The organism is Lysinibacillus sp. fls2-241-R2A-57 (assembly GCF_030209535.1).
Classification (GTDB): domain Bacteria; phylum Bacillota; class Bacilli; order Bacillales_A; family Planococcaceae; genus Lysinibacillus.
In genome coordinates this window covers 1-25866 of record NZ_JARVRU010000124.1, presented here as the reverse complement: position 1 = coordinate 25866, position 25866 = coordinate 1, and the positions used below count along the sequence as shown (strand labels likewise).

Annotated in this window: 24 protein-coding genes; 14 read left to right on the top strand and 10 right to left on the bottom strand. The window is 37.1% G+C overall.

Annotation, left to right across the window (positions count from 1 at the left end):
* Nucleotides 1-298 precede the first annotated feature (298 nt).
* The 5 genes from QRN68_RS18515 to QRN68_RS18495 all read left to right on the top strand — a co-directional run bounded on the left by QRN68_RS18515 (nucleotide 299) and on the right by QRN68_RS18495 (nucleotide 4383).
* Complete coding sequence (locus QRN68_RS18515) at nucleotides 299-1006, top strand: glycosyltransferase family 2 protein (RefSeq protein ID WP_285398377.1); 708 nt, start codon at nucleotides 299-301, stop codon at nucleotides 1004-1006.
* A gap of 84 nt (nucleotides 1007-1090) precedes the next feature.
* Complete coding sequence (locus QRN68_RS18510; protein ID WP_053993550.1) at nucleotides 1091-1351, top strand: metal-sensitive transcriptional regulator; 261 nt, start codon at nucleotides 1091-1093, stop codon at nucleotides 1349-1351.
* 234 nt (nucleotides 1352-1585) lie between these two features.
* Entirely contained in the window at nucleotides 1586-2734 is a 1149-nt protein-coding gene (locus QRN68_RS18505; protein ID WP_285398376.1) for a transglutaminase domain-containing protein, read from the top strand.
* A gap of 104 nt (nucleotides 2735-2838) precedes the next feature.
* Nucleotides 2839-4134, top strand: coding sequence for a transglutaminase domain-containing protein (locus QRN68_RS18500; protein WP_285398375.1), 1296 nt, complete (start codon nucleotides 2839-2841; stop codon nucleotides 4132-4134).
* Between the two features lie 9 nt (nucleotides 4135-4143).
* Nucleotides 4144-4383, top strand: coding sequence for a hypothetical protein (locus QRN68_RS18495; protein ID WP_285398374.1), 240 nt, complete (start codon nucleotides 4144-4146; stop codon nucleotides 4381-4383).
* A gap of 142 nt (nucleotides 4384-4525) precedes the next feature.
* Here QRN68_RS18495 and QRN68_RS18490 read toward each other — a convergent pair whose 3' ends face one another.
* The 5 genes from QRN68_RS18490 to QRN68_RS18470 form a co-directional block, all read right to left on the bottom strand.
* Nucleotides 4526-5476, bottom strand: coding sequence for an N-acetylglucosamine kinase (locus QRN68_RS18490; RefSeq protein ID WP_285398373.1), 951 nt, complete (start codon nucleotides 5474-5476; stop codon nucleotides 4526-4528).
* Complete coding sequence (argH, locus tag QRN68_RS18485; protein ID WP_285398372.1) at nucleotides 5473-6987, bottom strand: argininosuccinate lyase; 1515 nt, start codon at nucleotides 6985-6987, stop codon at nucleotides 5473-5475. The genes QRN68_RS18490 and argH overlap by 4 nt, the downstream gene beginning before the upstream one ends.
* 26 nt (nucleotides 6988-7013) lie before the next feature.
* Nucleotides 7014-8735, bottom strand: coding sequence for an ABC transporter permease (locus tag QRN68_RS18480; protein ID WP_285398371.1), 1722 nt, complete (start codon nucleotides 8733-8735; stop codon nucleotides 7014-7016).
* 12 nt (nucleotides 8736-8747) lie between these two features.
* Nucleotides 8748-9818 carry an ABC transporter ATP-binding protein gene (locus tag QRN68_RS18475; protein WP_285398370.1) on the bottom strand — a complete coding sequence of 357 codons (1071 nt, stop codon included), beginning with the start codon at nucleotides 9816-9818 and terminating at the stop codon, nucleotides 8748-8750.
* A gap of 131 nt (nucleotides 9819-9949) precedes the next feature.
* Nucleotides 9950-11053, bottom strand: a complete 1104-nt coding sequence (locus QRN68_RS18470; RefSeq protein ID WP_285398369.1) for an extracellular solute-binding protein — start codon at nucleotides 11051-11053, stop codon at nucleotides 9950-9952.
* A gap of 762 nt (nucleotides 11054-11815) precedes the next feature.
* Between QRN68_RS18470 and QRN68_RS18465 the strand changes: the two genes are divergently transcribed.
* Entirely contained in the window at nucleotides 11816-14902 is a 3087-nt protein-coding gene (locus QRN68_RS18465) for a leucine-rich repeat protein (RefSeq protein WP_285398368.1), read from the top strand.
* 70 nt (nucleotides 14903-14972) lie between these two features.
* Here the strand turns inward: QRN68_RS18465 and QRN68_RS18460 are convergent, their stop codons facing one another.
* Both QRN68_RS18460 and QRN68_RS18455 read right to left on the bottom strand, forming a co-directional pair.
* A complete protein-coding gene (locus QRN68_RS18460; protein ID WP_285398367.1) occupies nucleotides 14973-15890 on the bottom strand; it encodes an EamA family transporter in 918 nt (305 codons plus the stop codon).
* An 18-nt stretch (nucleotides 15891-15908) separates the two neighbouring features.
* On the bottom strand, nucleotides 15909-16472 hold the full coding sequence (locus tag QRN68_RS18455) for a GNAT family N-acetyltransferase (RefSeq protein WP_285398366.1): 564 nt from the start codon (nucleotides 16470-16472) through the stop codon (nucleotides 15909-15911).
* 353 nt (nucleotides 16473-16825) lie between these two features.
* Between QRN68_RS18455 and QRN68_RS18450 the strand changes: the two genes are divergently transcribed.
* The 5 genes from QRN68_RS18450 (at nucleotide 16826) to QRN68_RS18430 (ending at nucleotide 21533) form a co-directional block, all read left to right on the top strand.
* Nucleotides 16826-17773, top strand: a complete 948-nt coding sequence (locus tag QRN68_RS18450; protein ID WP_285398365.1) for a carbohydrate kinase family protein — start codon at nucleotides 16826-16828, stop codon at nucleotides 17771-17773.
* 20 nt (nucleotides 17774-17793) lie between these two features.
* A complete protein-coding gene (locus tag QRN68_RS18445) occupies nucleotides 17794-18225 on the top strand; it encodes a protein-tyrosine phosphatase family protein (protein ID WP_285398364.1) in 432 nt (143 codons plus the stop codon).
* Between the two features lie 160 nt (nucleotides 18226-18385).
* Nucleotides 18386-20071, top strand: coding sequence for a hypothetical protein (locus tag QRN68_RS18440; protein WP_285398363.1), 1686 nt, complete (start codon nucleotides 18386-18388; stop codon nucleotides 20069-20071).
* Between the two features lie 95 nt (nucleotides 20072-20166).
* Nucleotides 20167-20385, top strand: coding sequence for a hypothetical protein (locus QRN68_RS18435; RefSeq protein ID WP_285398362.1), 219 nt, complete (start codon nucleotides 20167-20169; stop codon nucleotides 20383-20385).
* A 47-nt stretch (nucleotides 20386-20432) separates the two neighbouring features.
* Nucleotides 20433-21533: an acyltransferase gene (locus tag QRN68_RS18430; RefSeq protein WP_285398361.1), complete on the top strand. Its 1101-nt coding sequence runs from the start codon at nucleotides 20433-20435 to the stop codon at nucleotides 21531-21533.
* A gap of 361 nt (nucleotides 21534-21894) precedes the next feature.
* Here the strand turns inward: QRN68_RS18430 and QRN68_RS18425 are convergent, their stop codons facing one another.
* Nucleotides 21895-22080: an AlbA family DNA-binding domain-containing protein gene (locus QRN68_RS18425; RefSeq protein ID WP_285398360.1), complete on the bottom strand. Its 186-nt coding sequence runs from the start codon at nucleotides 22078-22080 to the stop codon at nucleotides 21895-21897.
* A gap of 187 nt (nucleotides 22081-22267) precedes the next feature.
* Between QRN68_RS18425 and QRN68_RS18420 the strand changes: the two genes are divergently transcribed.
* The 3 genes from QRN68_RS18420 to QRN68_RS18410 are packed head-to-tail and all read left to right on the top strand — an operon-like array spanning nucleotide 22268 to nucleotide 24140.
* Nucleotides 22268-22471: a PLDc N-terminal domain-containing protein gene (locus tag QRN68_RS18420; protein WP_285398359.1), complete on the top strand. Its 204-nt coding sequence runs from the start codon at nucleotides 22268-22270 to the stop codon at nucleotides 22469-22471.
* Complete coding sequence (locus QRN68_RS18415) at nucleotides 22468-23361, top strand: ABC transporter ATP-binding protein (RefSeq protein WP_285398358.1); 894 nt, start codon at nucleotides 22468-22470, stop codon at nucleotides 23359-23361. Before QRN68_RS18420 ends, QRN68_RS18415 begins: the two co-directional genes overlap by 4 nt.
* Nucleotides 23358-24140: an ABC transporter permease gene (locus tag QRN68_RS18410; RefSeq protein WP_285398357.1), complete on the top strand. Its 783-nt coding sequence runs from the start codon at nucleotides 23358-23360 to the stop codon at nucleotides 24138-24140. The genes QRN68_RS18415 and QRN68_RS18410 overlap by 4 nt, the downstream gene beginning before the upstream one ends.
* A gap of 109 nt (nucleotides 24141-24249) precedes the next feature.
* Here the strand turns inward: QRN68_RS18410 and QRN68_RS18405 are convergent, their stop codons facing one another.
* Together QRN68_RS18405 and QRN68_RS18400 are read right to left on the bottom strand one after the other, a co-directional pair.
* Nucleotides 24250-24903, bottom strand: coding sequence for a GAP family protein (locus QRN68_RS18405; RefSeq protein ID WP_285398356.1), 654 nt, complete (start codon nucleotides 24901-24903; stop codon nucleotides 24250-24252).
* A partial coding sequence (locus tag QRN68_RS18400; protein WP_285398355.1) for a MerR family transcriptional regulator occupies nucleotides 24900-25866 on the bottom strand: 967 nt, incomplete at its 5' end. The genes QRN68_RS18400 and QRN68_RS18405, both read right to left, overlap by 4 nt.

The following is a 25866-nucleotide window of genomic DNA, read 5'->3' as shown; positions in this document are numbered from 1 at the left end:
GCTCCAGGGTCTCATCTGTGACGCTGATCCCCAAGGAGTCGCCCAGTCTCCACTCAACCTATATGGCATACGTTTTAACAAATGTCATCCACAACTTTTGGTGATAAATCATAAAAATATTCTTTTTTCATATATCGGGAAAATATCGATATTATTGATACATTAGGGTTATCAGTTGAATTGCCCTTGTTAAATGATACTATTTGATATAAGGATATTCGTTGAAATTCGTAGTAGATATTGCTAAAAAGTGCAGCTACCAAAGTTCCGCTGTATAGTGATCCGGGGGATAGAAATGATGAAAAATATTGTAGCAATTATACCAGCCTATAATCCACAACATTCACTTATAACCTATGTCCATCAATTGTTAGCCACCACTATTAGCCAAATTATTATTGTCAATGATGGTAGCGATCAAAAATATGCAGGTATTTTTGAGGAGTTGAAAAAGATTGACTGCTGTCGAGTGCTTGAGCATGACCACAATATTGGTAAGGGTGGGGCATTAAAAACAGCATTTGCCTATGTAAGGGAGCAAAGGGGCGCTTTTCAAGGTGTGATTACAGTAGGTGCTCATAGCCAACATACGTTACAAGATGTAAAGCTAGTTTTAACGATGACAAAGGTATTTTCTGAAGGAATTGTGCTAGGAGTCCGTAACTTCCATTCTTCTGACAGCACTCTTTTATCATACTGGGGTAATCGTGCAACAAGCTTATTTTTTGAGCTTCTTTATCATAGAAAGCTAATGGATACACAAACAGGCTTACGTTTTATTTCTATAAAGGAGCTACCATGGCTGATGAAAGTAAAAGGTGAGCGATATGACTACGACACAAATATGTTAGTTGCTGCACTTAAAAGGAAGTGTCCAATTTTTGAAGTAGAGATAGGACAGTTACGAATAAAGAAAAATACAGTTATTCAGTATGATGAAATAACAAATGCAAGGTCAATTATTGCTAAAATGCTTAAGAATTACTTAAAACCAAGGAATAAGTAGGTTTAATTTTGAAATAATGTGCTAGGATAAAAAATAATAATTACTCATGAACGTAGCGAGTATAGGAAAGAAGGGGCAATAATGATGGAATATTCAGATCAAGTGAAAAATCGTGTGAAACGGATGGAAGGCCAGCTACGTGGAATTTTAAAAATGATGGAAGAAGGAAAAGATTGTAAGGCAGTTATTACTCAATTATCGGCAGTACGTTCAGCAGTAGATCGTACAGTAGGTGTAATTGTTAGTACGAATCTTTTAGAATGTGTACAAAATGCTGAAGGTGACGGCGAGAAAATGAATGAAGCTATTCAGGAGGCCGTCAATTTAGTAGTGAAAAGTCGTTAACATAGAGCGAAGCCTGCTTAGATGGAAAAGGCTATAGAAACTCACTAAAAACAGGTGGGTTTTTATTTTTTTGCAAAAATCGGTACTAATATTTTATTATAGGGAGTTTTGACCTATTCGATAAAGTAAAATCGGTAGTTGAAAGTCATAGTTAGTGAACTTGTACGATAGATTTGTAGTTACTTTTTCTGCTATCCTAATTACAGGATATAACAAACGGGAAGGTGATTTATTATGAAGAAATGGTTGATAAGCGGGGTAGCATTACTAATGTTAAGTCCAACAGCAGCATATGCTAAAAATACAGACGCACATCCAGTAAATACTTCACCAGTTATTAATGTAGTAGCAGATGCCAAAGTAACAACTTGGGATCAATTCACAAAAGAAATCGCAAAACAATTAAATAATTTCGAACCAGAGATTAAAATTACATATAGCGGTCCAATGACTGATTTCAGTAAAAAAATTATGGAGACCTTTGAAAAGGCACAAGAGCAAGCGGTCTATGCAAGTGGTCATATGGAAAGCATGACTGTTTCTGCAGATTCAGCAGGCAATGTGACATATAAAATAAAATATTTCACAGACAAAAAACAAGAAGCGGCCGTACAACAAAAGATTGATCAAGTATTAAAAACAATTATTAAGCCTTCAATGAAAGAATTTGAAAAAGTAAAAGCGATCAATGATTATATTGTTTCAAATACTGCATATGGCACTAAAACAAGTGCTAGTCCTCATGGTGCATATGCATTACTAATGGAAGGACAAGCTGTATGTCAAGGCTACGCTTTAACAACTTATAAAATGTTGGAGCAAGCAGGAATCGAATCCAAGTATGTTGTAGGCTATGTTAATGGTAATCAGGCACATGCATGGAATTTAGTGAAGGTTGATGGTAAGTGGTATCATTTAGATACAACATGGAATGATCCACTACCAAATCGCGTCGGCTCTTCTTCATATGATTATTTTTTAGTAAATGATGCACAGCTAAAGAAAGACCATAAGTGGGAAGCTTCAGATTATCCTGCTGCAACAAGTACAACATATAGCTATATGCAAAATGTTCATTTCGCATATGAAGTTAATAATACATTGTACTTCAGTAATACAGCGGATAACGATAAATTGTACAAGCTTGATTTAACAAACGGTAAGAAAACAAAGGTAATGGATAAACGTGCCTTGTACATCACAGGATCAGACAACAATTTATATTTCAGTGATTACAGTAACAGTGGTTACTTAACAAAATTAAATCTTCAAACATTAAAAACTGAGGTGCTTGTGAAGCAATCAGTTGCTAACTTAAGCGTTAGTGATAATCGTTTAAATTATAATGTTAATGCAAAAGAACAAAATCTTAAAATAAACTAAGCTTCAACTATCTTTATAAAATGAAAGCACAAGGACTTCCGAGTAAGCCCTTTGTGCTTTTTTTGTATATAATGAAAACAGGAAAACAGTCGGAGGTGAGCATTTTGTGGAAAAAATTAGCCATTATCGTAATTATCGTTATTTTTATTGACCCTATTTATACAGCTGGTAAAGCGGTTGTACAACAAGTGATAACTTGGGCAAATAATGATGAAATAGAAACGATGCTTCTCTCAACAAAGGAAAAAATTATAGATGCCACTGCTAAACTTTCAGAGAATGCCTCAATTGAAACGGCCACACCTGTAGAAGAACAGCCAGAAGAAAAGGTACCCGTTACAGCTCCTACTTCTAAAACACCTGAAGCAAAGCTAGTTGTAACAAATGCAAAGGAAATGGCTGATGCGATGTATGCGTACTACAGTAGTTTTTCACCTACGTTTGAGATTCAATATAAAGGAGATACACAACGGATTGAAAAGATTGTGGAGGAAGCCTATGAAAATGCGACAAAGCGGGATGATTATGTATATGGGCATATTAGCAAACGTTCAATTCGTTTTGAATATGGAGGAAATACAGCCACTATTTTTGGTGAACAAAGTTATTTAATGACACCAGAACAAGCCGCATTTGTTGAAATGAAAGTTCAAGAGATTGTAGCCTCTATCAATAAAAAATCATTAAGTGATGTAGAGAAGGTTAGGGCTGTCAATGATTATATCGTTGCCAACACTGCCTACACAGACCAAACCAATTCAAGCCCACATAGCGCATATACAGTGCTGGAAGAACATGGTGGTGTTTGTCAGGGCTATGCATTGTTGGCTCATACGATGTTACAAAAGCTAGGGATAGAAACAAAATATATAGTCGGCTATGTCGGACAGCAAGGACATGCTTGGAATTTAGTAAAGCTTGATGGTCAATGGTATCATCTTGATACTACATGGAATGATCCAGTACCTGATCGTAAAGGGGCGATTCGCTATCAATATTTTTTAGTGGATGATCGAACGATGGCAAAAGATCATAAGTGGATTGCTGAAGACTACCCGAAAGCAACGAGTACAACGTATAACTACTTTCACGATATAGATTTCTCTACACAGGTAGGACAGCAAATTTTTTATAGCAGTGTTTCTGATGATAATAAATTGTACGTGCTTGATCTGAAAACAGGTAAATCGCAGCGTGTTTCCCGTTCGCGTGCACAATACATTGTTTATGCAGATGGTTGGCTATATTTTAGTAATTATTCACAAGGAGCGTATTTAACGAAAATTCGCCCGGATGGAAGCGGAGAGCAAATATTAAATCGGGAAGATACGAAGGATTTATTTGTGAAGGATGGCTATTTATATTTCACGACAAATGAACTGAAAAAAATGGCGCTTTAAGGGTGATCAATGAAAACGATCTCCGTGCAGGGTATCGCCTGTCTCACTTTTAGTGGGGGAAGTTTTATTCCTCGACGAAAGCGAAGTGACAGCAGCACGGTTTTTGTCTGTGCGAAAGCGAAGCGACAGCAACACGGTTTTTGTCTGTGCGAAAGCGAAGCGACAGCAACAACAAAAGCGGCTCATCGGACGCCCCCAGGAAGCTCTGCTCTCCGAAAGCGAAGCGTCAGCGGCAAATGTTTTCTGTAGCGAAAGCAAAGCGTCAGCAACAAAGCGCCCAGCCAGAACGGAAATCAACCCCTCGTTTTGCCGAAGAGCCATATTTTATTTAATAGAGCATCCTAATTTCATTGAACAAAATAGTTTTCAACAACATGAAAGGCCTATGACATTACAGATTGTCATAGGCCCTTTTTGTTCGCTCTATAAGATAATAGATTGGTTGGTGCTGACACAGGGAAACTTCGATTTGCGGATACATCGACTTCATTTCCTGTGAAAAAGTTTTAAAAATTAATGGATTATGCTTAATGGCACCACCATTACAATAAAGAGTAAATGCTTCTCCTTGATAGCCAACTTTTTTCAACACGGCGCATGCAAGGAGCACTAATTCCTGAGCAGCACGCATTGATATTTGAATGGCACATGAATCCTTTTTGGTCACGGCATCTGCCAAAAAGGCTCCCATTTTTGCAAGCTGTGCATTTGTGTAAGATGGACGGAACAGCCATGTAGCTAGCTCTGTAACATCTTGGATTCGTAAGTAATCATAGACTGCATCTTTTAATAGGGTCGGCTCACCACGCCCGTCTTCCATTCGGAAAATGGCGCGTATAACCTCTTGCCCTAACCAATAGCCACTACCTTCATCTCCAGCACGATGTCCCCAACCACCTGCACGTACTATTATTTGCGAGCCATCAAATGCGTACGCAATGGCTCCTGTTCCAGCTATGAGTAAAGCGCCTGCCTGTCCGGCCGTAACACCTAGTAATGTGGCCTGTGCATCATTTTCAATAATAAGCGTATTTATCTTTAATTGTAATGCTGATATTACGCTATGAACGATTGCTGACACGATTTCATGATCTTTGGGAGAATCAATCCCAGCCATTGCAAAGGTAGCTACAGATATATTTGAGCACTCTTGCTTTTGCAAAAAGTCCTGTACATGGGCCAATAACGCATGCAATATTGCTGTAGCAGATTCAGCACCGATTGCTTGATAATTCGAGCCACTCGTTGATTTTGTATATTTTATTTCACCTGACTCGGCATGTACGACCGCACATGCCGTTTTTGTAGCACCACCGTCAATAATAAGTAGCCATTCCATCATTGATTCCATTCCTCTATAAATACAGTTAATTGTTTTTCTGCCTCAACAATTATAGACTCTTTCAAACGAATCCATTCATAAAGGTTCTGAGCATTTTCCTTGGAGCGTTCAAGAGAGGCTTTCATCGTTACGGGTGCTGGACCACCAGGTAATGTACGGACAGCAACGAAAGTCTCTGGTTTTAATGTATTATAAAAATCTTCTTCAGAGATTTTTAATGGCTTACCAGTAATCAATTTGGATTGCGTATTCGCTAGACCCCATGTAAGACTTGCTAGAGATTCCTCGCCATGAGAGAGTAAGACCTTAATACATTTACTAACAATACTATGTGCTTGGCGGAATGAAATCCCTTCAGAACGCACTAATGTATCGGCAAGCTCAGTTACATTGGCAAAGCTATTTTCTGCTCGATTTCTTAGTTTTTTCTTGTTCACATTCATTGTCACAACAAGCGAACCAAATAGTTTGTAAATACCTATTAAACGGTCGATAGCACGCCATAAATATGGTTGCATATCATCTTCTGTGTCCACGATATCTCCAAACGGTGTATTATGTACCATTTGTAATACTGTACTAGCATCACCAACAACCGCAGATAGCAATGAACGTGTATGCTCTATCGAAACAGGATTACGCTTTTGTGGCATGATAGAGCTAACTTGGACGTACGGACTTGCCAGCGTAAATGCATTGAATTCCTGTGTAGCCCATAGTAAAAAATCTTGGGATGTGCGGCCAAGATTAAGTGCCGCAAGCTGAATAATACTCGCTGCCTCTGCAATATAATCTGCACCAGCAACAGCGTCCCACGCATTTTCGATAATATCATCAAATGCCAATAACTCACGCATGCGCTCACGATTAATATTGAAGCCTGTTGTCGTTAATGCTGCTGCTCCCATACTGCTACGATTCACTGTTTTATAAACATGCTGCAAGCGTTCAAAGTCTCGTTCAAGTTGATCGATGACAGCTTTCAAATAATGGGCAAAGGTTGTTGGCTGTGCCTGCTGTGTATGTGTATAGCCAATCATAATCGTATCAACATGCTCCTCGGCAGCTGCGATTAAATCATCCCGTAATGTCAGCAATTCTCGCATAAGCAATAACAATTTTTTTCTTAAAGTCATTCGATAGATGGCAATGCCCATATCATTACGACTTCTACCTATGTGAAGATTCCCGGCAACATCGCCAGCAAGCTCTATTAATTTATTTTCGATGCGGAAAAATAAATCCTCATATCGCGGGCTGTAATCCTCTATACGATAATAGTTCAAGTCTAGTTTTTTTAGTGCAATACCAATTTGTTTTGCTTCTTCTTTTTTTACAAGTCCCTGTTCTTCTAACATTTTTAAGTGTGCAATATTGATTTGTAGCATGATGGTTAAAAAGTTCTTCTTGGCTTCTTCATAAGCTGGCTGTAAGACGATTTTACGATAAATATTAGAGGGGAAAATCATACCATCTTCTTGCTGCGTTTTGCTGCGGAAATCTTCAAACATATTAATTGCCTCCTAGTAGATAGCAGTTATATGGCCGAACCAGCACTGCCTTTAGATAACTTCTCGGAAATAATAAGCACAATTAAAATTAAACAAATTTGTAAGACGCCATATGCACAAGCAGTTCCAAATTTAAATGCATACAATTTTTGGAATATCGCCACTGATAATGGGATTGTTGACGTACTGTAAATAAGAATAGATGCTACGAATTCGCCGAAGCTTTGAACAAGTGCTAGTAATGTACCTGCCAAAATGCCTGTAAATGTTAGTGGCAATACAATACGTCTAAATGAATACCACCAAGTTGCACCTAAGCTTCGTGATGCTTCTTCGATAGACTGATCTAATTGAACAAGAGATGCCGATGTAGACCGGAAAACGAGCGGTAAATGTCTTATGAAATAGGCTAACGGTAAAATCCAGAATGTCCCAATAAGAACCTGATTAAAGGCGAATATATTTTCCGTACTAAAGGCTGCGATTAAATTGACAGCTACCACCGTTCCCGGTAACGCCCAAGGAACCATGATTAAAATATCGAGTAATGTTTTACCTTTAAAGTTTAACCGTACCATAGCGTAGGCTGCTGCGACACCGAAAAGGATATTGCCGAGTGTTGCAACGATCCCCATTTGAATGGAGTTCCAAATTGGTCGCCATGTCCGTTCATCTGTAAAGAGTGCTTGATAATGATCCAATGTATAGTCGGTTGGGAGAATTTGCGTTTTCCATGCACCATCAACAGAAAATGAAATTAATATAAGCACTAAAATTGGCAAAATTAAAATTGATGTGCCTAGGAAAGACGCAATAGTCGCTAAAATTTTCATGCTTTTTGAAGACACTTCAGATCGATGCACACTAATCCCTTTACTGAGGTTTTGATAATTTCGGCGGTTTTGATACCAACGCATAACAATTAAAAAGGTAATGGACACAAAGGATAAAATCATAGATTGTGTTGCTGCCATATCTAAATTCCCATTCGTACGTGATAAATAGATTTGCATCGTCATTGTGCGTTCGACACCGAACATTAAAGGTGCCGTGTAGGATGCCATAGATATCATAAATACGAGTAAGGATGAGGCAACAATCGAAGGTGTTAACATGGGCAAAATAACCTTTGTCCATACTCGAATACGACCGGCACCTAAGCTAGTTGCGGCTTCCTCTAAAGCTGGATCAAGACCTTTTATAGCTGCTGAGGCGGTTAAGTAGAAGTAAGTGTACATAGTGAATGTATGTACTACGATAACCCCCCATATGCCTTTTAATGAAAAAGGTACTTGCTCTAAACCGAATAGGTGCTGAAATGCACGTGGGAAAATACCACTTTCTCCATACAAAAATGTAAAGGAAAGTACACCTACTAATGGCGGAAGAGCCATAGGTACCAATACTAAAACAGAGAGTATCCGTCTGCCTGGGAAATCATAGCGTTCCAGTAGAAATGCCATGGTCACACCGACAATTGCACAGCAAATAACACTAATAACGGATATATATATACTAGTCCATAATGCCTCTATATTTGCGGGGCTAGCGAGATTAAAAAACTTTTTATAATTAGCTAGCGCATCATCACTAGAAAAGCTTTCTATAAAAGTTTGATAGAACGGGTATACGACATAGGCAAACAACACTAAAAATAATGGTGCAACTAATATATACACAAACCAATTTGAACTAGTTAGTCGTGTCCATGCATTTCCTTCTGAAAGTTTAAGGTATGTTTTTTCCATGTTGTTACCCTCCTATTCCCCTAAAAAATACAGTGAATCTTGGGCTATATTTAAAGTGATGTCTTCACCAATTTTTTTGAATTGACCATTCATATTAATAATCATTACTTTTAGTGAAAAATCTAGACATTCCACAATGTAGTTCACACTAATCCCTGTAAATTCAACGAAGGTTATTTTACCTGTTAATGTGTTTTCACCAGTACCTTGATGAATAGATTCAGGACGAATAGAAATAAAAACTTTGTCTCCAATCATATGCGTTAAAGTGGGGGAGCTTTGTTGCTTTCGCCCAGTGAGAACAAGTCCACTTGCTGTTTTTACTTGTATATTGTCACCATTGACGGCGTCGATTGCCGCTTCAATGAGGTTTGTCTCACCAATAAAATCTGCTACGAAGCGGTTTGAGGGCCGATTATAAATTTCTTGAGGAGTACCGATTTGTCTGACGTGCCCATTTTCCATGACCATAATACGATCTGACATGGACATAGCTTCCATTTGATCATGCGTAACATAAATGGTTGTGACACCGAGCTCGGACTGAATTCTTTTTATTTCAATCCGCGTTTCTTCACGTAATTTCGCATCTAAATTTGATAATGGCTCGTCTAATAATAAAATATCAGGTTCAATCACCAGTGCTCTTGCCAATGCAACCCGTTGCTGCTGCCCACCAGATAATTCATTAATTTTCCGATTGCCATATTGTGATAAATGGACAAGCCCTCTAATACGGTCAACTTTTTGCTTAATCTCTGCCTTTGAAAATTTCCGTACTTGTAAGCCAAAGGCGATATTTTCGTCTACCGTCATATGTGGAAAGAGGGCATAATTTTGAAACACCATACCGATGTTGCGTTTATTCGGTTGAAGTCTTGTCACGTCAAAATCATCAAAAAGAATTTTCCCCTCCGTTGGATAATAAAAACCGGCTATCATCCTAAGCGTTGTCGTTTTCCCACAACCACTTGGACCGAGAAAAGTGAAAAACTCACCAGCTTTAATATGAAGATTTAAATCTTTTACGCCATGTATTTGACCGAATTTCTTAGAGACATTTTCTATTTTGACACTTTTCAAATGAAATGCTCCTTTCTCGTTAGAAAATTAGTTGCATGAAGCCTCGAGCAAAATATACTCGAGGCTTATAAACATGAACAATATTCGTAGATGTTTTAGATTTCAGAACCATAGGACAAGTTAGGAATTGGTCACTTTTTTCCTCGGCCTTTAATATTGTTATCCCAATGCTCCATCCATTCAGCTTCTTTCTCAGTCATGAGCTGCCAATCTATATCAAAAGTTTTTAAATCTAATTCTTTATACCACTCAGGCATTGCGGCTTTATCGATATCTGAGCGAGTAGGGATTTGATAGTAATCGTTGGCTAGTTGAGTCACCATTCCTTTTTCAAATATGAATTCTGTGAAGAGCTTTGCATTTTCTAAGTTTTTTGCATTGTTTACAACAGCAACACCATCAACTAAAATCGGAGCACCACTCTTCGGATAAATGTAATCGAACGGATAATCAGTCGTATATTTCTTTAATAAAATATCTTGCAAATTCCATAAAGAAACGCTGCCTTCTTGTCGTGTCATCTTTAAATAAAGTGCATTTGGATCTTGCGTATATTCCTTCGTATTGGCATCTAATTTTAATAACCAATCGTAGCCCTTCTCAGGTGTATCTGCACCTTGACGTAAAATCATAGATGAGTAAATAGTACGCATCGTCCCAGATGCTAACACACCACGAATTAAAATTTTATCCTTCCACTTTGGATCTAATAGATCATCCCAATCTTGTGGGCCCGTTTCTTTCGTTAATAAATCTTTGTTAATCATAATGACCTCTGGCAGTAACATTTCACCAAACCAACGACCATCTGCATCTTTATAAGCTGCATCAATGGAGTCGTTAAAGCTAGGCTTCCAAGCGTGAAGTAAATCCTCATTGGCACCGACAGTTAGCGCAGATTGCGTACCGCCCCACCAAAAATCAGCCTGAGGATTTGCTTTCTCACCACGTAGGCGTTCTAAAATTTGTTGTGCGCCCATCGTTAAAAATTCCACTTCAATGTCCGGGTACTTTTCATTAAACTGAGCGATTACCTTTTTCACCATTTCTTCATCGCGCCCTGTATAGATCACAAGCTTTCCAGATGGTGTAGCTGCAACATCGGTCTTTTCAGAATTAGACGTTTTGTCGTTATCCTTTGCATCTTTTGTAACAGTCTTGTTATCACTACTACAAGCAGCTAAGACAATAACCATCAGCACAAGTAAAAAACCGAAAATACGTGTTTTCTGCATAATCTTCCCCCTCCCTAATAGTGAAAAACTTACATATAGCAGTATAATCCGGAGACACCGTATTAATGTTAGAATAATTAAAAAATTATAATTAGATTCATAATAACTAAGTAAATAATAGATAGCAAAGGTGTTCACTAGAGTCGAAAACCCTTTAAAGTAGCGAGAATTAAAGCTTTTCAGAATAGATTATCAAAATATGTTCAAAAGTGTGCAAATATTGATTTGCATCAGAAGGTTTTACCTTTAGTCAGCAATAATCATTAAAGGATTTCCTTTAAAAGGATGTCCTTTTTTGTTTTTTTTTGAAAATGGAATGATTTTATATAAAGAGTTGAAAAATGGCTCTTAATCCTTCGACAGTGCAAGTAGTACAGAGGTGGTACCATCAAAAACTCTATACACAAAATCTAAAAAGCGCTACTAGTTCTCAACAATACTCGTTGAAAATCATTCAAATCAAGTGCGAATTTTAAAACGCATTATTTTCAAATTCACTATTATCAGATTCTGCTAGAAAATCAACAAAAGTTGATTTTTATTCTTTTGTAAAGTGCGATACAATCGGAAATTGCAAGAGATGAAAAGTAAAAAAAATACTTAAAATAGGGAAAAAATGTTTAAATGAGTTCGATTAGAGGTATAGGTTAAGTGTAAAAAGTAAACAAATTTGTATTTGTGGTAATAGTAGTGATGCTTCTAAGTATTTCTTTTTCATCTATTGCTTAATCACAAATTTATATATTGAAAGGAGTTTATTAAATGAAAAAAGCCTTTTCATTATTAGTTTCCATGCTTTTGGTGTTTTCTCAATTGTCATTGGGTAGTCTAACTGTTTATGCGACAAGCAATGGTGAGAATGACATTGTAGTACCGAATGATAAAGATGAAAACAAAGCATTAAACAATGAAGATGAAGCCGTAACTTCAAATGATGAAGACGATTATAAAGCGGCAGGTGAAAATGAAGATGGGAATGGAACATCAAGTGATAAAGAACTTGTTGATAATAAAGATAAGAGCGAAATGCCAAACCACGAAGATGAAGTCATAGCAACAAGTGAACATGAAAAAGAGTTCATAACGAGAAGTATGTACAATGGTGTTGCCATAACTGGCTATAATGGTTCTTCAAAGGATATCGTTATCCCTAATGAAATAGATGATCAACCAGTCGTAGTAATAGATGATCAAGCATTTCATAATCGTCAACTAACAAGTGTAGAGCTTCCGTCAAGCTTGACGACGATAGGAAGAAGTGCATTTGCAGATAACTTTTTAACAATCGTAAAGATTCCAGAAGGTGTAACAACGATAGAGGAAGGTGCATTTTATGCTAACCAACTAAAAACTGTAGAACTTCCATCTAGTGTAACAAAAATAGGATCATATGCATTTGCACATAATCATTTAAAACATGTAGAGGTCCCATCAAGTCTGACAACGGTAGAGACAAGCGTATTCTCTTATAATCAATTGACGAGTGTAGAGATTCCCGAAGGTGTAACGACAATAAAATGGGATGCATTTATTTATAATCAATTAACAAGTGTAAAAATTCCCGAAGGTGTAACAAAGATAGAACCATATGCATTTGATCATAATGAGCTCACTAGCGCTGAGCTTCCATCAAGTTTAACAACGATAGGATACAATGCATTTTCTTATAATCAATTGAGAGATATAAAAATCCCCTCAAATGTGAAATCGATAGCGTCGAATGCATTTAGATATAATCAGTTAAGAAATGTAGAAATCCAGCTTGGTGTGACAACGATAGGGTCATTTGCATTTGCCAATAATCAACTAACAAACTTGGAGATAGAGCCAAGCGTAACAACGATAGGGACACATGCTTTTGCAGATAATAAACTAACGAACTTAGTCATTCCTTCAAGTGTGACAACGATAGAATGGTCTGCATTTAGTAATAATCAATTAACAAGTTTAAAGCTTCCCTCAAACATTAAAACGATAGCGCATACGGCATTCAATAATAACCAATTAACAGAAGTAGAAATTCCATCGAGTGTAACAACAATAGGGCCACATGCATTTGCTAAAAATCAATTAACAAGCATAGAAATTCCGTCAAGTGTAACAACGATAGAATATGGAGCATTTTATAAAAATAGATTAACAAGTGTTGTGCTACCATCAAGCTTAACTAAGATAGATGATGCTGCATTTGAATATAATCAGTTAACAAGTGTAGAAATTCCTTCAAGCATTACGTCTATAGCGTATAGTTTATTTGCAAACAATCAAATAAAAAGTGTGGAGATTCCATCAAGTATAACAGTGATAGGACCATATGCATTTGAAAATAATCGATTAACAAATGTAGAGATTCCGTCAAGTGTAATAAAAATAGGAGAGGATGCCTTTAATTTTAATGAATTTGATTTTGTAACATTCCACGGAACACCTAAAATAAACAACTCTTCATTTGAAAGTCAACTTAAGCGAGATGAAAAGGATAAAACGTTTGGTGGCTGGTTTGAAGATAAAGATTATACGATCGAATGGAATAAATCTGTATTACAGCCAATGACAATTTATGCAAAGTGGAATTCTTCAGAAGATGGATCGGGTGAGGTACAGACAAAGTACTTTGTTAATTTTAACTCAAATGGAGGAAGTGAAGTACCATCTGAAGAAGTATTGGAAGGAGAATTGCTCCAAGTACCAACTGTCCCGGTAAAGAAAGATTATACATTTGCCGGCTGGTATAAGGACACAGAACTTACAACATCGTGGGATTTTAAGAAAGATGCCGTAACAGAAAACATCACATTGTATGCGAAATGGTCGAAGGACAATACTTCTGAAGGTGGATCTGGTGAAGCTACATCAAGCTATATCATCACTTTTGATTCCAATGGAGGAAGTAAAGTCTCGTCTAAAGAAGTTTCAAAAGGTGAATTGCTACAAGCACCCACTACCCCTGTGAAGGAAGATCATACATTTGCCGGTTGGTATAAGGATGAAAAACTCACTGAAAAGTGGGATTTTGACCACGATGTAGTGACAAATAACGAAGTATTATATGCTGAATGGACGAAGTATAATTCTTCAAACGGGGGATCCGGGCAAGGTTCGCAAAGCTATATCGTCACGTTTAATACAAATGGAGGAAGTGAAGTACCGTCCCAAACTGTAGCCTATAAAGCATCAATGCAAGCACCTTCTAACCCAATGAAGGAAGGCTATACATTTGCTGGTTGGTACAAGGATGAGGAACTCACGGAATCATGGGATTTTAAGAAAGATGTAGTAACAAAAGATCTAACATTGTATGCTCGATGGACGCAGGAGAGTAATGGTTGTAACATTATTTTCAAGGATATCGATAATAACTGGGCAAAAGAAATGATTGAAGAAATTGCTAAACGATGCATTATTAAAGGCTACCCAGATGGCACTTTCCGACCAAATGATATGATTCAACGTCAGCACGTGGTGCTTATGATTGACCGTGCGTTACAATTAACACCAATTAGAGGTGCTGTATCATTTTCGGATGTACCTAAAAGTCATGTATATTATGAACAAATTACACGACTGCAACGAGCGGGTATTGTGGATGGTTCGAACGGGGAGTTTCGTCCAAATGCCTATATAACACGTGCCCAAATGGCGAAAATACTAGTGCTAGCATTTGATTTAACGCCAGAAGGCAATAGTACGTTCAAGGATGTCGATTCATCACACTGGGCGAGTGGATATATTGCGACTTTAGCAGACCATAACATTGCATTAGGCGATGAAAACGGCAATTTTAGACCAAACGAAAACTTAACACGCGCACAATTTACAGCGTTTATGTATAGAGCGCTTGGTTTATAGTGAATGCAGAAATAAGGGAGATGTATCAAAAAATATGATACATCTCCCTTTCTAGTTTAGGTTAAAGTATTTACTTATTGATCGACTCTAAAGATTTTTCCTTTTGTCGCCGTTGCGAAAGTATTGTCGGTAGCATCATACCGACAATAACCAAAATGATACCCGCTATTTGTAAAGAAGTTAGTGGTTCATCTAGAACAATCACTGAAACGGTAACGGCAACGGGTAACTCTATAGCACTTAAAATGGAGGCAAGAGCCCCTCCCACTTTAGGAACAGCTATAGAGAATAAATAAATCGGCAAAATAATACCGAAAATCCCAAGGGTTAATCCAAATTTCCATAAGCCTTCGTTAAATAATTTTCCGTTCCAAATAATTTCAGGATTTAGGAAAATACAAATCAAAATAAGAGCGACGAAGGAAACAATTAACACGCGTGATGTAGTTGTAATACCCTCCACATGTCGAGAGTTAAATTGGATAAAGCAAGCAAAGGTAAAGGCAGCAGCAAAACCTAGTAGCCAGCCTTGAACAGCGATACCGCTTAAATCTACATTTAGTACACCAGCAGCTAAAATGGTTCCAGCAAATAATACAATGAGAGAAATCACTTCAGCTCGACTTGGTAATCGCTTATGTAGTGCGCAATCTAATAGTAAGCCTATCCAGGTGAATTGGAACAGCATGACTACTGCAAGAGAGGCTGGTAGATACTTTAATGATTCACCGTATACAATCCCTGTAGTACCAGTAAATATTCCAGCGCAAACTAAAATAAACAGTCCCTTTTTAGAAAGCTTCGGCAACTGTCTTTGTGTCGCTATAAAAATAGTTAGAACTATGATAAAGCCAATAATATATTGACTGGATACTGCTTCCCCTGATGTAAAGCCATGCTGCATAGCTACTTTGACAATTGTCGATAAAATTCCATAGCTACTTGAAGCGATGACAATTAATAGAGCGTAAAATAAATTTTTATTCATGTTTTTGTGTTTCACTTCCTAAAACTGTTTCACCATATGATGAAATGGTTCATCGATTATAGACCAAGGCTCTGTAATGACAAAGTCCATGCGTTCATACAGGCGACGAGCGTCCTCTTTTTGCGTTTCAACATTTAGTGATAATTTTGTATAGCTTCGTTTTTGTGTTTCTTCGATTGCGAATTGTAGTAATAATGTTCCAATTCCTTTACCGCGAGCTTCTGGTGCTACACAAATGGTATCGATATAATATTCATCTTCATGAGCCTCTTTATCGATGATAATGGATGGTGCATTTTTTTCTTCAAGCCATTTTACGAGATTTGCATCCATGTGAATGGCTTCAACACCATTATAGTAAACAAGAATTCCTACTACTTGCTCATCTTTAACAGCAACAAAAGTATTTAAATAGGAATGTCGATTGTCCTCACGCTTGAATAGTACAGTAAGTTCCTGTTCCACTGCTTTAGCTGTTTGTTCTCCTGTTAAACGGTTGGCAATATCACCAATCGCATCAATAATTAATGGTACAACGGCATGGGCATCCTGTAGTTGCGCTTGTCGAATTGTAATACTCATTGTCAAAATCCCTACCTTCCTATAGGCAAGTATAACAAAGATAGAGGATGTCTCAAGTTTTTGAATAAATGGTGATATTCTGAAAGAAGGTAAGGCCTCCGGCGGATGTCACGGAATCGGAAAGGAGTTCAATATAGGATGTTAGCTTAATGACATCGCATCCATGCGATAACGGCTAACTGACCTGCATCACGTAGGCCTAAGCACAAGGCCGATTCCGGTCGCATTGTTTATCTGTGCGACAGCAACAATTATGTCAAGGCATAATTGATTATTTTTCCGAAAGTTTAAAACTTTATTCGACAACAAATTTCGTGTTAATCTATAATGACTAGAGTTTCAGGAGGACAACGATGACAAAGGAAGATAAGGATTTTATTTTAGTTTATGGAGACGCTTTTATTGATTATATTGCTGATGATGTAACAAATACATCCTTTACAAAATATATGGGTGGTGCAACGGTGAATGTTGCTGCAGGTATTAGCCGTATCGGTGCTCCATCTGCATTAATTACGATTACAGGAGATGACGAAGGCTCTCAATTTGTTCGAGATGGCCTTGCACAAGAAGGGGTAAACCTGGATTATGCCGTATTTGATCCTACAAAGCGTGTTAGCGGTGTTTATGTACATTTAACAGAAGCATGTGAGCGAATTTTTAAGGATTATGTCGATGAGACGCCTGATTTACAAGTTGAAGCGTCACAATTAAATGACGCAGCTTTTAAACATGCATCTGCTTTAACAGTGTGCTCGGGTACAATGTTCCATCCTACAGCCCTTGAAACAACACGTGCTGCTGTAGAGATGGCAAAGGAAAAAGGGACTATTATTGCAATGGATGCGAATATTCGTCCTCTACGTTGGAGCAGTGAACAGGTTTGCCGTGAGACCATTACTTCATTTTTTGAGCATGTAGATATTTTAAAGGTTACTGACGAAGAATTGTATTTCCTTACAGAGACGACTACGTTAGAAGAGGGAATTGAGCAATTAAATAGTTATTTAGTACCGATTATTTTAGTAACAGTAGGGGAAAATGGCACATATGCGGTATTAAATGGTGAAGTTATTCATGTACCGACAGAAAAGGTTGTGCCAGTAGATACTACAGGTGCTGGAGATGCATTTATGGCTGGTGTATTACGCGATGTTCATTACAATGGTTTACCTACAACGGAGGAGGAACTTGTTCGTTGTGCAAGCTTTGGTAATAAGCTAGGTGCTTTGGCAGCAACTAAGGCAGGAGCATTAACAGCTCTTCCGTATTATGATGATATTAAGCATTTGCTAAAATAGTCGTTTGGAGCGTGCATACAATGGAGAAAAACTACGATGTATTAGTAAAGGACCGATTATTTTTGGGCGGTGCAAAAGATGCAGATTCTGCTTTTGAGCAAGAAGTAGTTGATGTCGTGATTGATGTTCGAGTAAATGGCTTAAGTGCTGAGGAGCAGGAGGCGGCTTCCTATGTGTACAAGCATATGCCAATTGCTGATGAAGAATTAGAAGTCGCACCATCTATTCAAAAAGTTGCAAAAGAAATTGTTTCTGCTTATGAGAATGGACAGAAAGTGTACTTCCATTGTGGAAGTGGGGGAGGTCGCGCAGGTGTTGCAGCGACTGCCGTATTAATGGAGCTTGGCGTAGCTAATTCTCTTGAGGAAGCGGAAGAGGCTGTAAAGAACGCTCGTCCACAAGTAACAATCCGACCTAAAATGGAAGATGCTTTGCAGAAGCTATATAAATAAATGAGAAGATGTGCCAAAGGATTTTTCCAATTTGGTACATCTTCTTTTTTATGATACAGCTAATCTATGACTTTTTCTTTTTCAATAGTTGGTTTATTTTTAAAAATATAATTCACTTTATTTTTTGTAAGTTAAAAATACAAATTTTGGAGTGATTCAATTGACTACATTTACACCATTACAAGAAGCTCAAGCCTTCGCGGAAGCTTTTCTATTGTCTACGGAGCAGTCATCTGTAAACCATCCTTATAAGAAGGACAAAGGTCGATATCCACGAGTACGGAAATTTTTCCAAAACTATTTGTTAGATGGTACAAGTGATGCATCAACATATCAACAAGGTGTTGGACAATTAATGATGTTCTGTGCCCAGTTTGCTCAACAAAAGGCACTAGCTGGGGAGCGTGATGCAGTTTACGAGGAAATTGTTAAAACTGTGATTCCTAAACTTTTGGAAAGAACATATAATTTTCCGACAATCAATCCATTAGCTGGTTTTATTTATCTTGGTGTAGCAATGCTTAAGAAGTTAGATGAATGTCAGAGCGATGTATCGCTTTCTAATGTGGATGCTTTGTTAGTAAGATACCGAGACTATTTTGCTAATGAAGTATTAAATTCTAAAGAATACTATGCTTTAATGTATCATCGTACGCCGTCTGCTTGGACATACAATGATTCAGAAAAAGCGTATCGTTTTGCTACTGGTCCATATTCGGGGCAAATCGGATACTGGATAACGACAGCAGATTTATCGAACGATCCTCAAAAAAATTACTTAGAAATGCCTACAGTTCTTGATAGTTCAGGACAAGTTTCTTTTGCTGGTATTCAACCAGGAACAAGCGGTAGAGATTATATAGATCACCATTCCTATTACAACACTAAAAACGAGCGATTTATTCTTAATGCGTCGATAAATGCAATTGCTTTTTGGATGGCGGCACATGTTTATGATGTAAAAGTTAATGGGACTGGAGCTTCATTAGATCCTGCATATAATATGAAAAATGCAATCCGAGATGTTCTTAGTTATACACATTGGGGATCTAATACTTCAGTTGCTAATGCTTCTAAAGGATGTTTCCAACAAGAGCCCTTTAACAATTCATTAACTGCTAAAAGGGTTCTTCCGGTTCATGGATTTTCCGAAGTAACCTTGGCAAATAGCATGCTAAGATCTCGATTCGATTCTCCAGCCTATAATACATTTGCAATAACATTCTTACAAATATTTGCAAGTTTAATTGAAAACCCAACAGCTTCATCATGGTACAATCTTGTTCCAAATGTTGATTCAGATTCTGGGATTATGGTGACACAGATGATTAATACTTACCAAGACATTTTCACTAACTACTCAACTATTAAAAATACTTTAATTAGTAATGTGTTTAGCCGAGCTAAATATTGGGGTATGTACATTCCGGAAAATGCTATGCTAGGTTCATCCGAGTTGATTAAAAATCCATGGCAAATGCCTAATAAGGGTGAGGGAATCAATCAAGCAATGGTTGGATTGTTCAATGTTTACCCTGGATTTACAGGTCAAGGCTTTGCAAATATTAATAATAAAATCGGAAAAGCAATTAAACTTCAACTTAAAGTTGGTCAAGCATTGCATGGTCAAAGTTACTTCCCATCGCACGGTCGTTCGGGCCTTTGGGATTTAGCCCGCTTAGATGTATTAGCCGATGCTTCAAATACAGAAGGGACAGTTAGTTCAGCTACAGACCTTACTACTACTGACAAAGAATCTCCAAACTGTGCTGGTGCTCGTCGCACATTTTACGCTTTAGCTATGGCGTTAGCAGTCGATGATTCTAATGGTTTTGAATCAAATTAAGGCATTGTTCAACACGAGTGAATAAAACAAATGACTAAAAAAGCCTAATTAAAAACACGTATAAATTTGGTAATCACGAATTTATACGTGTTTTTATGACCGTAAACTTTACTACTTTCGCACAGAAAACATCAGTTGGCTCAAGCGCTCATCGGACGCCCCCGGGGAGCTTTGCTCTGTGCGAAAGAGTAGCGACAGCAACAACAATGTTTTTTGTAGCGAAAGCGAAGCGTCAGCTACAAAGTGCCCAGTCGGAACGGAAATCAACCACACGTTATGGTGATAACCCTAATATTTGCCCGGTTTGTCGTTGAATACCAGTTGGAATAAAGTTATTATTGTGTCTAGGGAGGTTCTTCAATTGTCTTTAAATAAAGAACGAATTGACGCAGTAAAATTTATGCGAGTAACGGCGATGTTACTTGTTATTTTAATTCACGCTACTGGAGTTGCATTAAGTAAAATCCCACATGATAGTCCCTCATATTTTTTCTATTTATTTTTAAATCGCTTTACACGCTTTGAAGGCTCTGTTTTTGTATTTTTAAGTGGCCTTACATTGTTTTACAATTATGAATCGAAGCCCTTTACAAAACAAACATGGTCAAACTTTTATAAGCGTAGATTTATGTTTATTTTAGGACCTTTCCTCATTTGGTCCATTTTTTATGAGTTATTTTCCTATTACCAAGGAGTTCGAGTATTTACAGATTGGAAGACGATGTTCACTTCTATCGTTACGGGGGGAGCCTATTATCATTTATATTTCATTTTAATTTTAGTGCAGCTTTATTTTTTAATGCCGCTTTTCATCTATCTTGTAAAGCGCTTTTGGTGGTTTAAAAAATATTTATTATTCATTGGCTTTGCTGTTGAATTAGCTGTTCAAAGCTACTTTGAGATGTTTGATATTTCCTTTACTGTTCCATTATTTTCAATATATATTGCGAGCTTTTTCTTCGGTGGATGGGTCGCATTACATTATCAATCCTTAAAGGAACAATGGTCGAAAAAGCAATATTTCATGTGGATTTCTTGCACCTTTTTATTAGGAATTTTTTATACAATGCTGTATTATTTCCGTAATATATTAGGATACGATGAAATTTCATATATGGTATTCAAATTTTTATCTATTAGTTATATGCTTCTCTCATGTTTCGTACTATTCAAAATCAGTATTTATTTAGTCCATCACGGAGGACGAAAGCTCAATGACTTTGCAGAGCATTTAAGAATTTATTCGTTTGGGTTTTATTTAGTGCATCCATTTATTTTATACCTATTAGGCGATAGTTTGAGAAGCCTCATTCCATCACATATACATTTATACATATTTATGAGATTTATCTTAACGGTCATTTTCTGTTATGTATTTATTCGCATAATGCATCGTCTTTTTCCGCGTGCTTGGTTTTTATTCGGAAATTTACCTGCGCCAGAGAGAAATAAAACCTCTTAGTTAATACACAATGACGTAGAAATATGAGACAAGACAAGATAAAAATTAAAAAAGAAACAAGAATCAGTATGCAATATTTTATATATGCTGCAACTGATGATCTAGCCGAAAAGCACTGTCAGATCAACCATGTATAAATGTATCCACAATTTATAGTTATTCAAACGAAAAGGCAGTAACGACAAGGGTTTGTCCTTTGTTGTTACTGCCTAATTCAGTTTTATGTAAACTGAAAGTGTATGAGAATGTATAAATTAAATCCTAATTTTCGATTCCAAAAATATCCGAATAATTTTGGTATTGTTCAACTTTGTGATTTTTTAAATCTTTACGATGTTTGAATGCTAATTGATTCGGATTATTATTCATAAGTATAAATAACTTCCAGGGCTTGTTGAGCATTTTCTAATCCTATAATTTGACCATCATCATCCACACCGATATACAATTCACCACCAATTGTATTGGCAAAGGCAATGACTGCTTTTTGGATGTTATTAGTCACTTCGCGTTTCCATTCTAATGTTGGTGATTTTTGCCAGTTCATTCAATACCATTCCTTTATTGATTATCAACATAAATAAAAATTAATCGATTAATCAATTGATTAATATCATATATAAATATCTAGTAATTGTATGTAAGATGACCGGCTAAATAATAACAATTTTGTTATATACACAATAGAACAAAATTGTTATAGTAGGTATATAACAATGGGTGAGGTGATCTGTATGATGGAGGAATTAGCGAAAATTCCTTGGGCAGTTATAGCGCCACTAATCATAGTTCAAATTATTTTAATGATTGTAGCTCTATTCGACTTACGTAAAATCCATGCAACAAATGGACCGAAAATATTATGGGTGTTTATTATTATTTTTGTTAATCTTTTAGGGCCAATTGCGTACTTTATAGTGGGGAGAAAACAATCATGACGACATTACTTCAAGTAACGGGGCTTACAAAGCAATTTGCAGACAAAGTAGTGGTAGATGGAATTGATTTCACATTAGCAGAAAATACATCGACAGCATTAATTGGACCAAATGGTGCAGGTAAAACAACGACTTTATCGATGTTAACGGGTCTATTAAAACCTACCTCTGGAAGTGTAAAAGTGCTGAATGGTGATTTAAGATCTAATATTGGCTTTTTACCACAATTTCCGCAATTTCATCCGTGGCTAAGTGCGCTAGAGTTTACTGAAATGGCTGCAAAGTTAAATGGTGTGCCTGCAAAAAAAGCGAAATTAGCAGCACAAAAGACACTTGAGTTTGTGGGGCTAGGCAATGATGCAAATAAGAAAATTGCCACATTTTCTGGTGGCATGAAGCAGCGGCTTGGAATTTCCCAAGCAATTGTTCATAAACCTAAATTACTGTTATTAGATGAGCCTGTATCTGCTTTGGATCCGGTTGGTCGAAGGGAAGTCCTTGATTTATTGAAGGGCTTACAACAAGAAACCACTATTCTATATTCGACACATATTTTAAATGATGCCGAGGAAATGACTGATCAATTGTTGTTTTTACGGAATGGAGAGCTAGTAGAGCAAGGAACGTTGCGCGAGGTGCGTCAACGATTTGATGAACCAAATTATGTTGTGGAATTTAATACTGAAGAAGAGGCACAACATTTTACTAATAAATCTGAGCTCTTAGGAAATGTAAAGGGCCGTTTCGTATATATAGAAATCATTAATGAAAAGCCGAGCATGCAGGAGCTACTGCATCATTTAAGTAATGCTCCTTATAAAATACGGAAAGTGGAACGACAAACAGCATCACTTGAAGAGATTTTCATGAAGGTGGCGAGAAAAATATGAGAGGATTTAATGTACTTCTACAAAAGGAATTCAGAGAAGCTTGGCGAAGCTGGAAGTTTTTATGGATACCTCTTGTATTTGCTTTGCTCGGAATGAGTGATCCACTGACAAACTATTATATGATGGATATTTTAAATGCTGTTGGTAATTTACCAGAAGGCTTTGAAATGTTGATGCCAGAATTAATGCCAGTTGACCTATTACAAGCTTCCATTGGGCAATTTCAGACGATAGGGTTACTCGTATTAATGGCTACTTTTGTAGGGACTATTAGTAAAGAAAGAGCAAGTGGCATGGCTACTTTATTGTATGTACGTCCTATATCGTTTAGCGCTTATTTTATGAGTAAATTTGTCGTCATGAGTACTGTTGGCTTTGTTAGTATTTTAGCTGGTTTTGCTGCGAGCATTTACTACACGGTCGTACTTTATGGAACATTTGAGATAGGGTCACTTGTGGCAAGTTTTTTCACGTATTTTTCTTGGTTGCTCTTTGTGCTAGCGGTGACATTGATGATGAGTGCTACCTTTAAAACAATAGTTGCAACTTCATGTGCATTTATTCTTATTTTTGTGGGGCAAATTATTAATGCAATAGTTGGTACATTTTGGACGATATCCCCGTGGAAGTTACCGGTATATGGCGTTCAATTAATGAGGGGTACGATGGAAATGTCTGATTATTGGTGGAGTCTCGTGATTACAATAATATCGACAATCGTTTGTATTGGTATTGGAACGATCACTATGAAAAGAAATGCATCGATGACGAAAATTTAAAGGAAGTATTAAGGTGAAAATCCGCGTAAACTTTTATGGTAGGGTATGAGAACTAAAAACAGCGGCCCTATCAATTAAAAATTATAGCGGATTTTTACCATGTTATTTCTTAGATCATACCACCATTCATCAGCAAAATAAGACCGACGAAAAACATTATCCATGACAGGGCTGAACTTGTGCTTTTATCAAAAAGTGCTTGTATTTTTCTTAACGGCGTATTCATAAAGCGTCTGAATAGTATGTGTAAGCCGAGTAAGATGATTGCTGGTGTAATCATCATTAGATTATATCCGGCCATGATGGGCAACCATTCATAAAAAGCTAAATGGTTGCTTGTTAAGATGCCTATTGTGGCGAAATAGGGTAAAGCCATTGCCACTTCTAAAAGAGAAGTCGTGAACCCTAAAGCAATCATTGCTCCAATACTAAACGATTTTGGCTTAGGGGATCCTGAAGTTTTTTTCTTCGGTACTAACCAACTCCCGACAAATAATAGCGCACCCACAATTGTCATTAGTAATCTAGCAGAGTGGCTATTTAATGCATTGGCAATTGGATCAAAAACGACATCTAAGCCAAGCATTAAGAAAATGCCGGTACTAAAATAAAATAGAGCTACTGTCGTTAAATAAGCTAATAGCAGTCGACTTTGCTGCTTTTTTGCCACAAGCAATACATATATAGTCACACCGATTATAGCTGGGCTAAACATATCTAGTATAGCTAAGCCACCAATAAACAATAAAGTTTCTGTGCTCATTGTTGAGGATCCCCTTTACGGATATTTTTAGCTTCATAAATAGTAAAAGCCTGTTCAATAAAATGTATGAAATCCTCCTCCAACGGGTACAAGCCAAGCTGTTCAGACTGTGAGGAGGATTTTCGTATTTCCCACATCTTTTCTAAAAATGATTCATGCCCTTTGTATTCCTCTGCTGCTTTTTCCATCATTCGTTTAATAATGCGTTGCACTGGAGCTGATTTAGCATCATAATTTTCCTTCAATTCCTTTAATTGACCTAATAAACCAATCCACTCTAAAGAATGCGGATCATTGCGATTTAAATTCGGGAGTTTTTTTATTAGCTTCAAATCAGTATCAGAAAAAATTTGTTTTCGAAATGCCTGTTTCTCCCCATTTTCTTGATTAGAAAGTTTAATGATCTTTTGAATAAGTGATTCATTTAAACTTCCCTCGATGGTCAAAGCATGCTGTAATCCAAGTATGGCGCTCTCCATCTGCTTTAATTTTTCTTGCTCCTTTTGCACAAAAGCAAGCTGATGATCTAAGCTTGCCGACCAATCCCAAGATTCATTGAGCAATGTTTGAATATCTTTTAATCGATATCCTAATGTTTTTAAAAACACAATTTGTTGTAGTGTTTTTAGCTCTTCCTCACCATATAACCTATGTCCACCTTCTGTTTTGGCTGTCGGAAATAATAAACCAATCTCTTCGTAATAACGCAGTGTTCGAACTGAAATCCCTGTGTGTTTTGAAACTTCATGAATGACAAGCAATTCGCGGCCCCCTTTTTTGACTGTTACCAATATTGTACAAAATGACGTTGCGTAACTTTCAAGTAGTTTAGAAAAGAATTTTTTATCTTCATTCAGCAAATCTTTTCTGTGTGAAAGCGAAGCGACAGCAACAAATCTTTTCTGTGTGAAAGCGAAGCGACAGCAACAAATCTTTTCTGTGCGAAAGCGAAGCGACAGCAAC

What these genes read in the sequence shown, in the direction of transcription:
- QRN68_RS18505 (WP_285398376.1), top strand. Translation starts at nt 1,586, where the DNA reads ATGAAGAAATGGTTGATAAGCGGGGTAGCATTACTAATGTTAAGTCCA.
- QRN68_RS18410 (WP_285398357.1), top strand. Translation starts at nt 23,358, where the DNA reads ATGAGAGGATTTAATGTACTTCTACAAAAGGAATTCAGAGAAGCTTGG.
- QRN68_RS18480 (WP_285398371.1), bottom strand. Translation starts at nt 8,735, where the DNA reads ATGGAAAAAACATACCTTAAACTTTCAGAAGGAAATGCATGGACACGA.
- QRN68_RS18460 (WP_285398367.1), bottom strand. Translation starts at nt 15,890, where the DNA reads ATGAATAAAAATTTATTTTACGCTCTATTAATTGTCATCGCTTCAAGT.
- QRN68_RS18470 (WP_285398369.1), bottom strand. Translation starts at nt 11,053, where the DNA reads ATGCAGAAAACACGTATTTTCGGTTTTTTACTTGTGCTGATGGTTATT.
- QRN68_RS18405 (WP_285398356.1), bottom strand. Translation starts at nt 24,903, where the DNA reads ATGAGCACAGAAACTTTATTGTTTATTGGTGGCTTAGCTATACTAGAT.
- QRN68_RS18455 (WP_285398366.1), bottom strand. Translation starts at nt 16,472, where the DNA reads ATGAGTATTACAATTCGACAAGCGCAACTACAGGATGCCCATGCCGTT.
- QRN68_RS18445 (WP_285398364.1), top strand. Translation starts at nt 17,794, where the DNA reads ATGGAGAAAAACTACGATGTATTAGTAAAGGACCGATTATTTTTGGGC.
- QRN68_RS18420 (WP_285398359.1), top strand. Translation starts at nt 22,268, where the DNA reads ATGATGGAGGAATTAGCGAAAATTCCTTGGGCAGTTATAGCGCCACTA.
- argH (WP_285398372.1), bottom strand. Translation starts at nt 6,987, where the DNA reads ATGTTTGAAGATTTCCGCAGCAAAACGCAGCAAGAAGATGGTATGATT.
- QRN68_RS18465 (WP_285398368.1), top strand. Translation starts at nt 11,816, where the DNA reads ATGAAAAAAGCCTTTTCATTATTAGTTTCCATGCTTTTGGTGTTTTCT.
- QRN68_RS18515 (WP_285398377.1), top strand. Translation starts at nt 299, where the DNA reads ATGAAAAATATTGTAGCAATTATACCAGCCTATAATCCACAACATTCA.
- QRN68_RS18495 (WP_285398374.1), top strand. Translation starts at nt 4,144, where the DNA reads ATGAAAACGATCTCCGTGCAGGGTATCGCCTGTCTCACTTTTAGTGGG.
- QRN68_RS18415 (WP_285398358.1), top strand. Translation starts at nt 22,468, where the DNA reads ATGACGACATTACTTCAAGTAACGGGGCTTACAAAGCAATTTGCAGAC.
- QRN68_RS18510 (WP_053993550.1), top strand. Translation starts at nt 1,091, where the DNA reads ATGGAATATTCAGATCAAGTGAAAAATCGTGTGAAACGGATGGAAGGC.
- QRN68_RS18490 (WP_285398373.1), bottom strand. Translation starts at nt 5,476, where the DNA reads ATGATGGAATGGCTACTTATTATTGACGGTGGTGCTACAAAAACGGCA.
- QRN68_RS18435 (WP_285398362.1), top strand. Translation starts at nt 20,167, where the DNA reads ATGACCGTAAACTTTACTACTTTCGCACAGAAAACATCAGTTGGCTCA.
- QRN68_RS18425 (WP_285398360.1), bottom strand. Translation starts at nt 22,080, where the DNA reads ATGAACTGGCAAAAATCACCAACATTAGAATGGAAACGCGAAGTGACT.
- QRN68_RS18450 (WP_285398365.1), top strand. Translation starts at nt 16,826, where the DNA reads ATGACAAAGGAAGATAAGGATTTTATTTTAGTTTATGGAGACGCTTTT.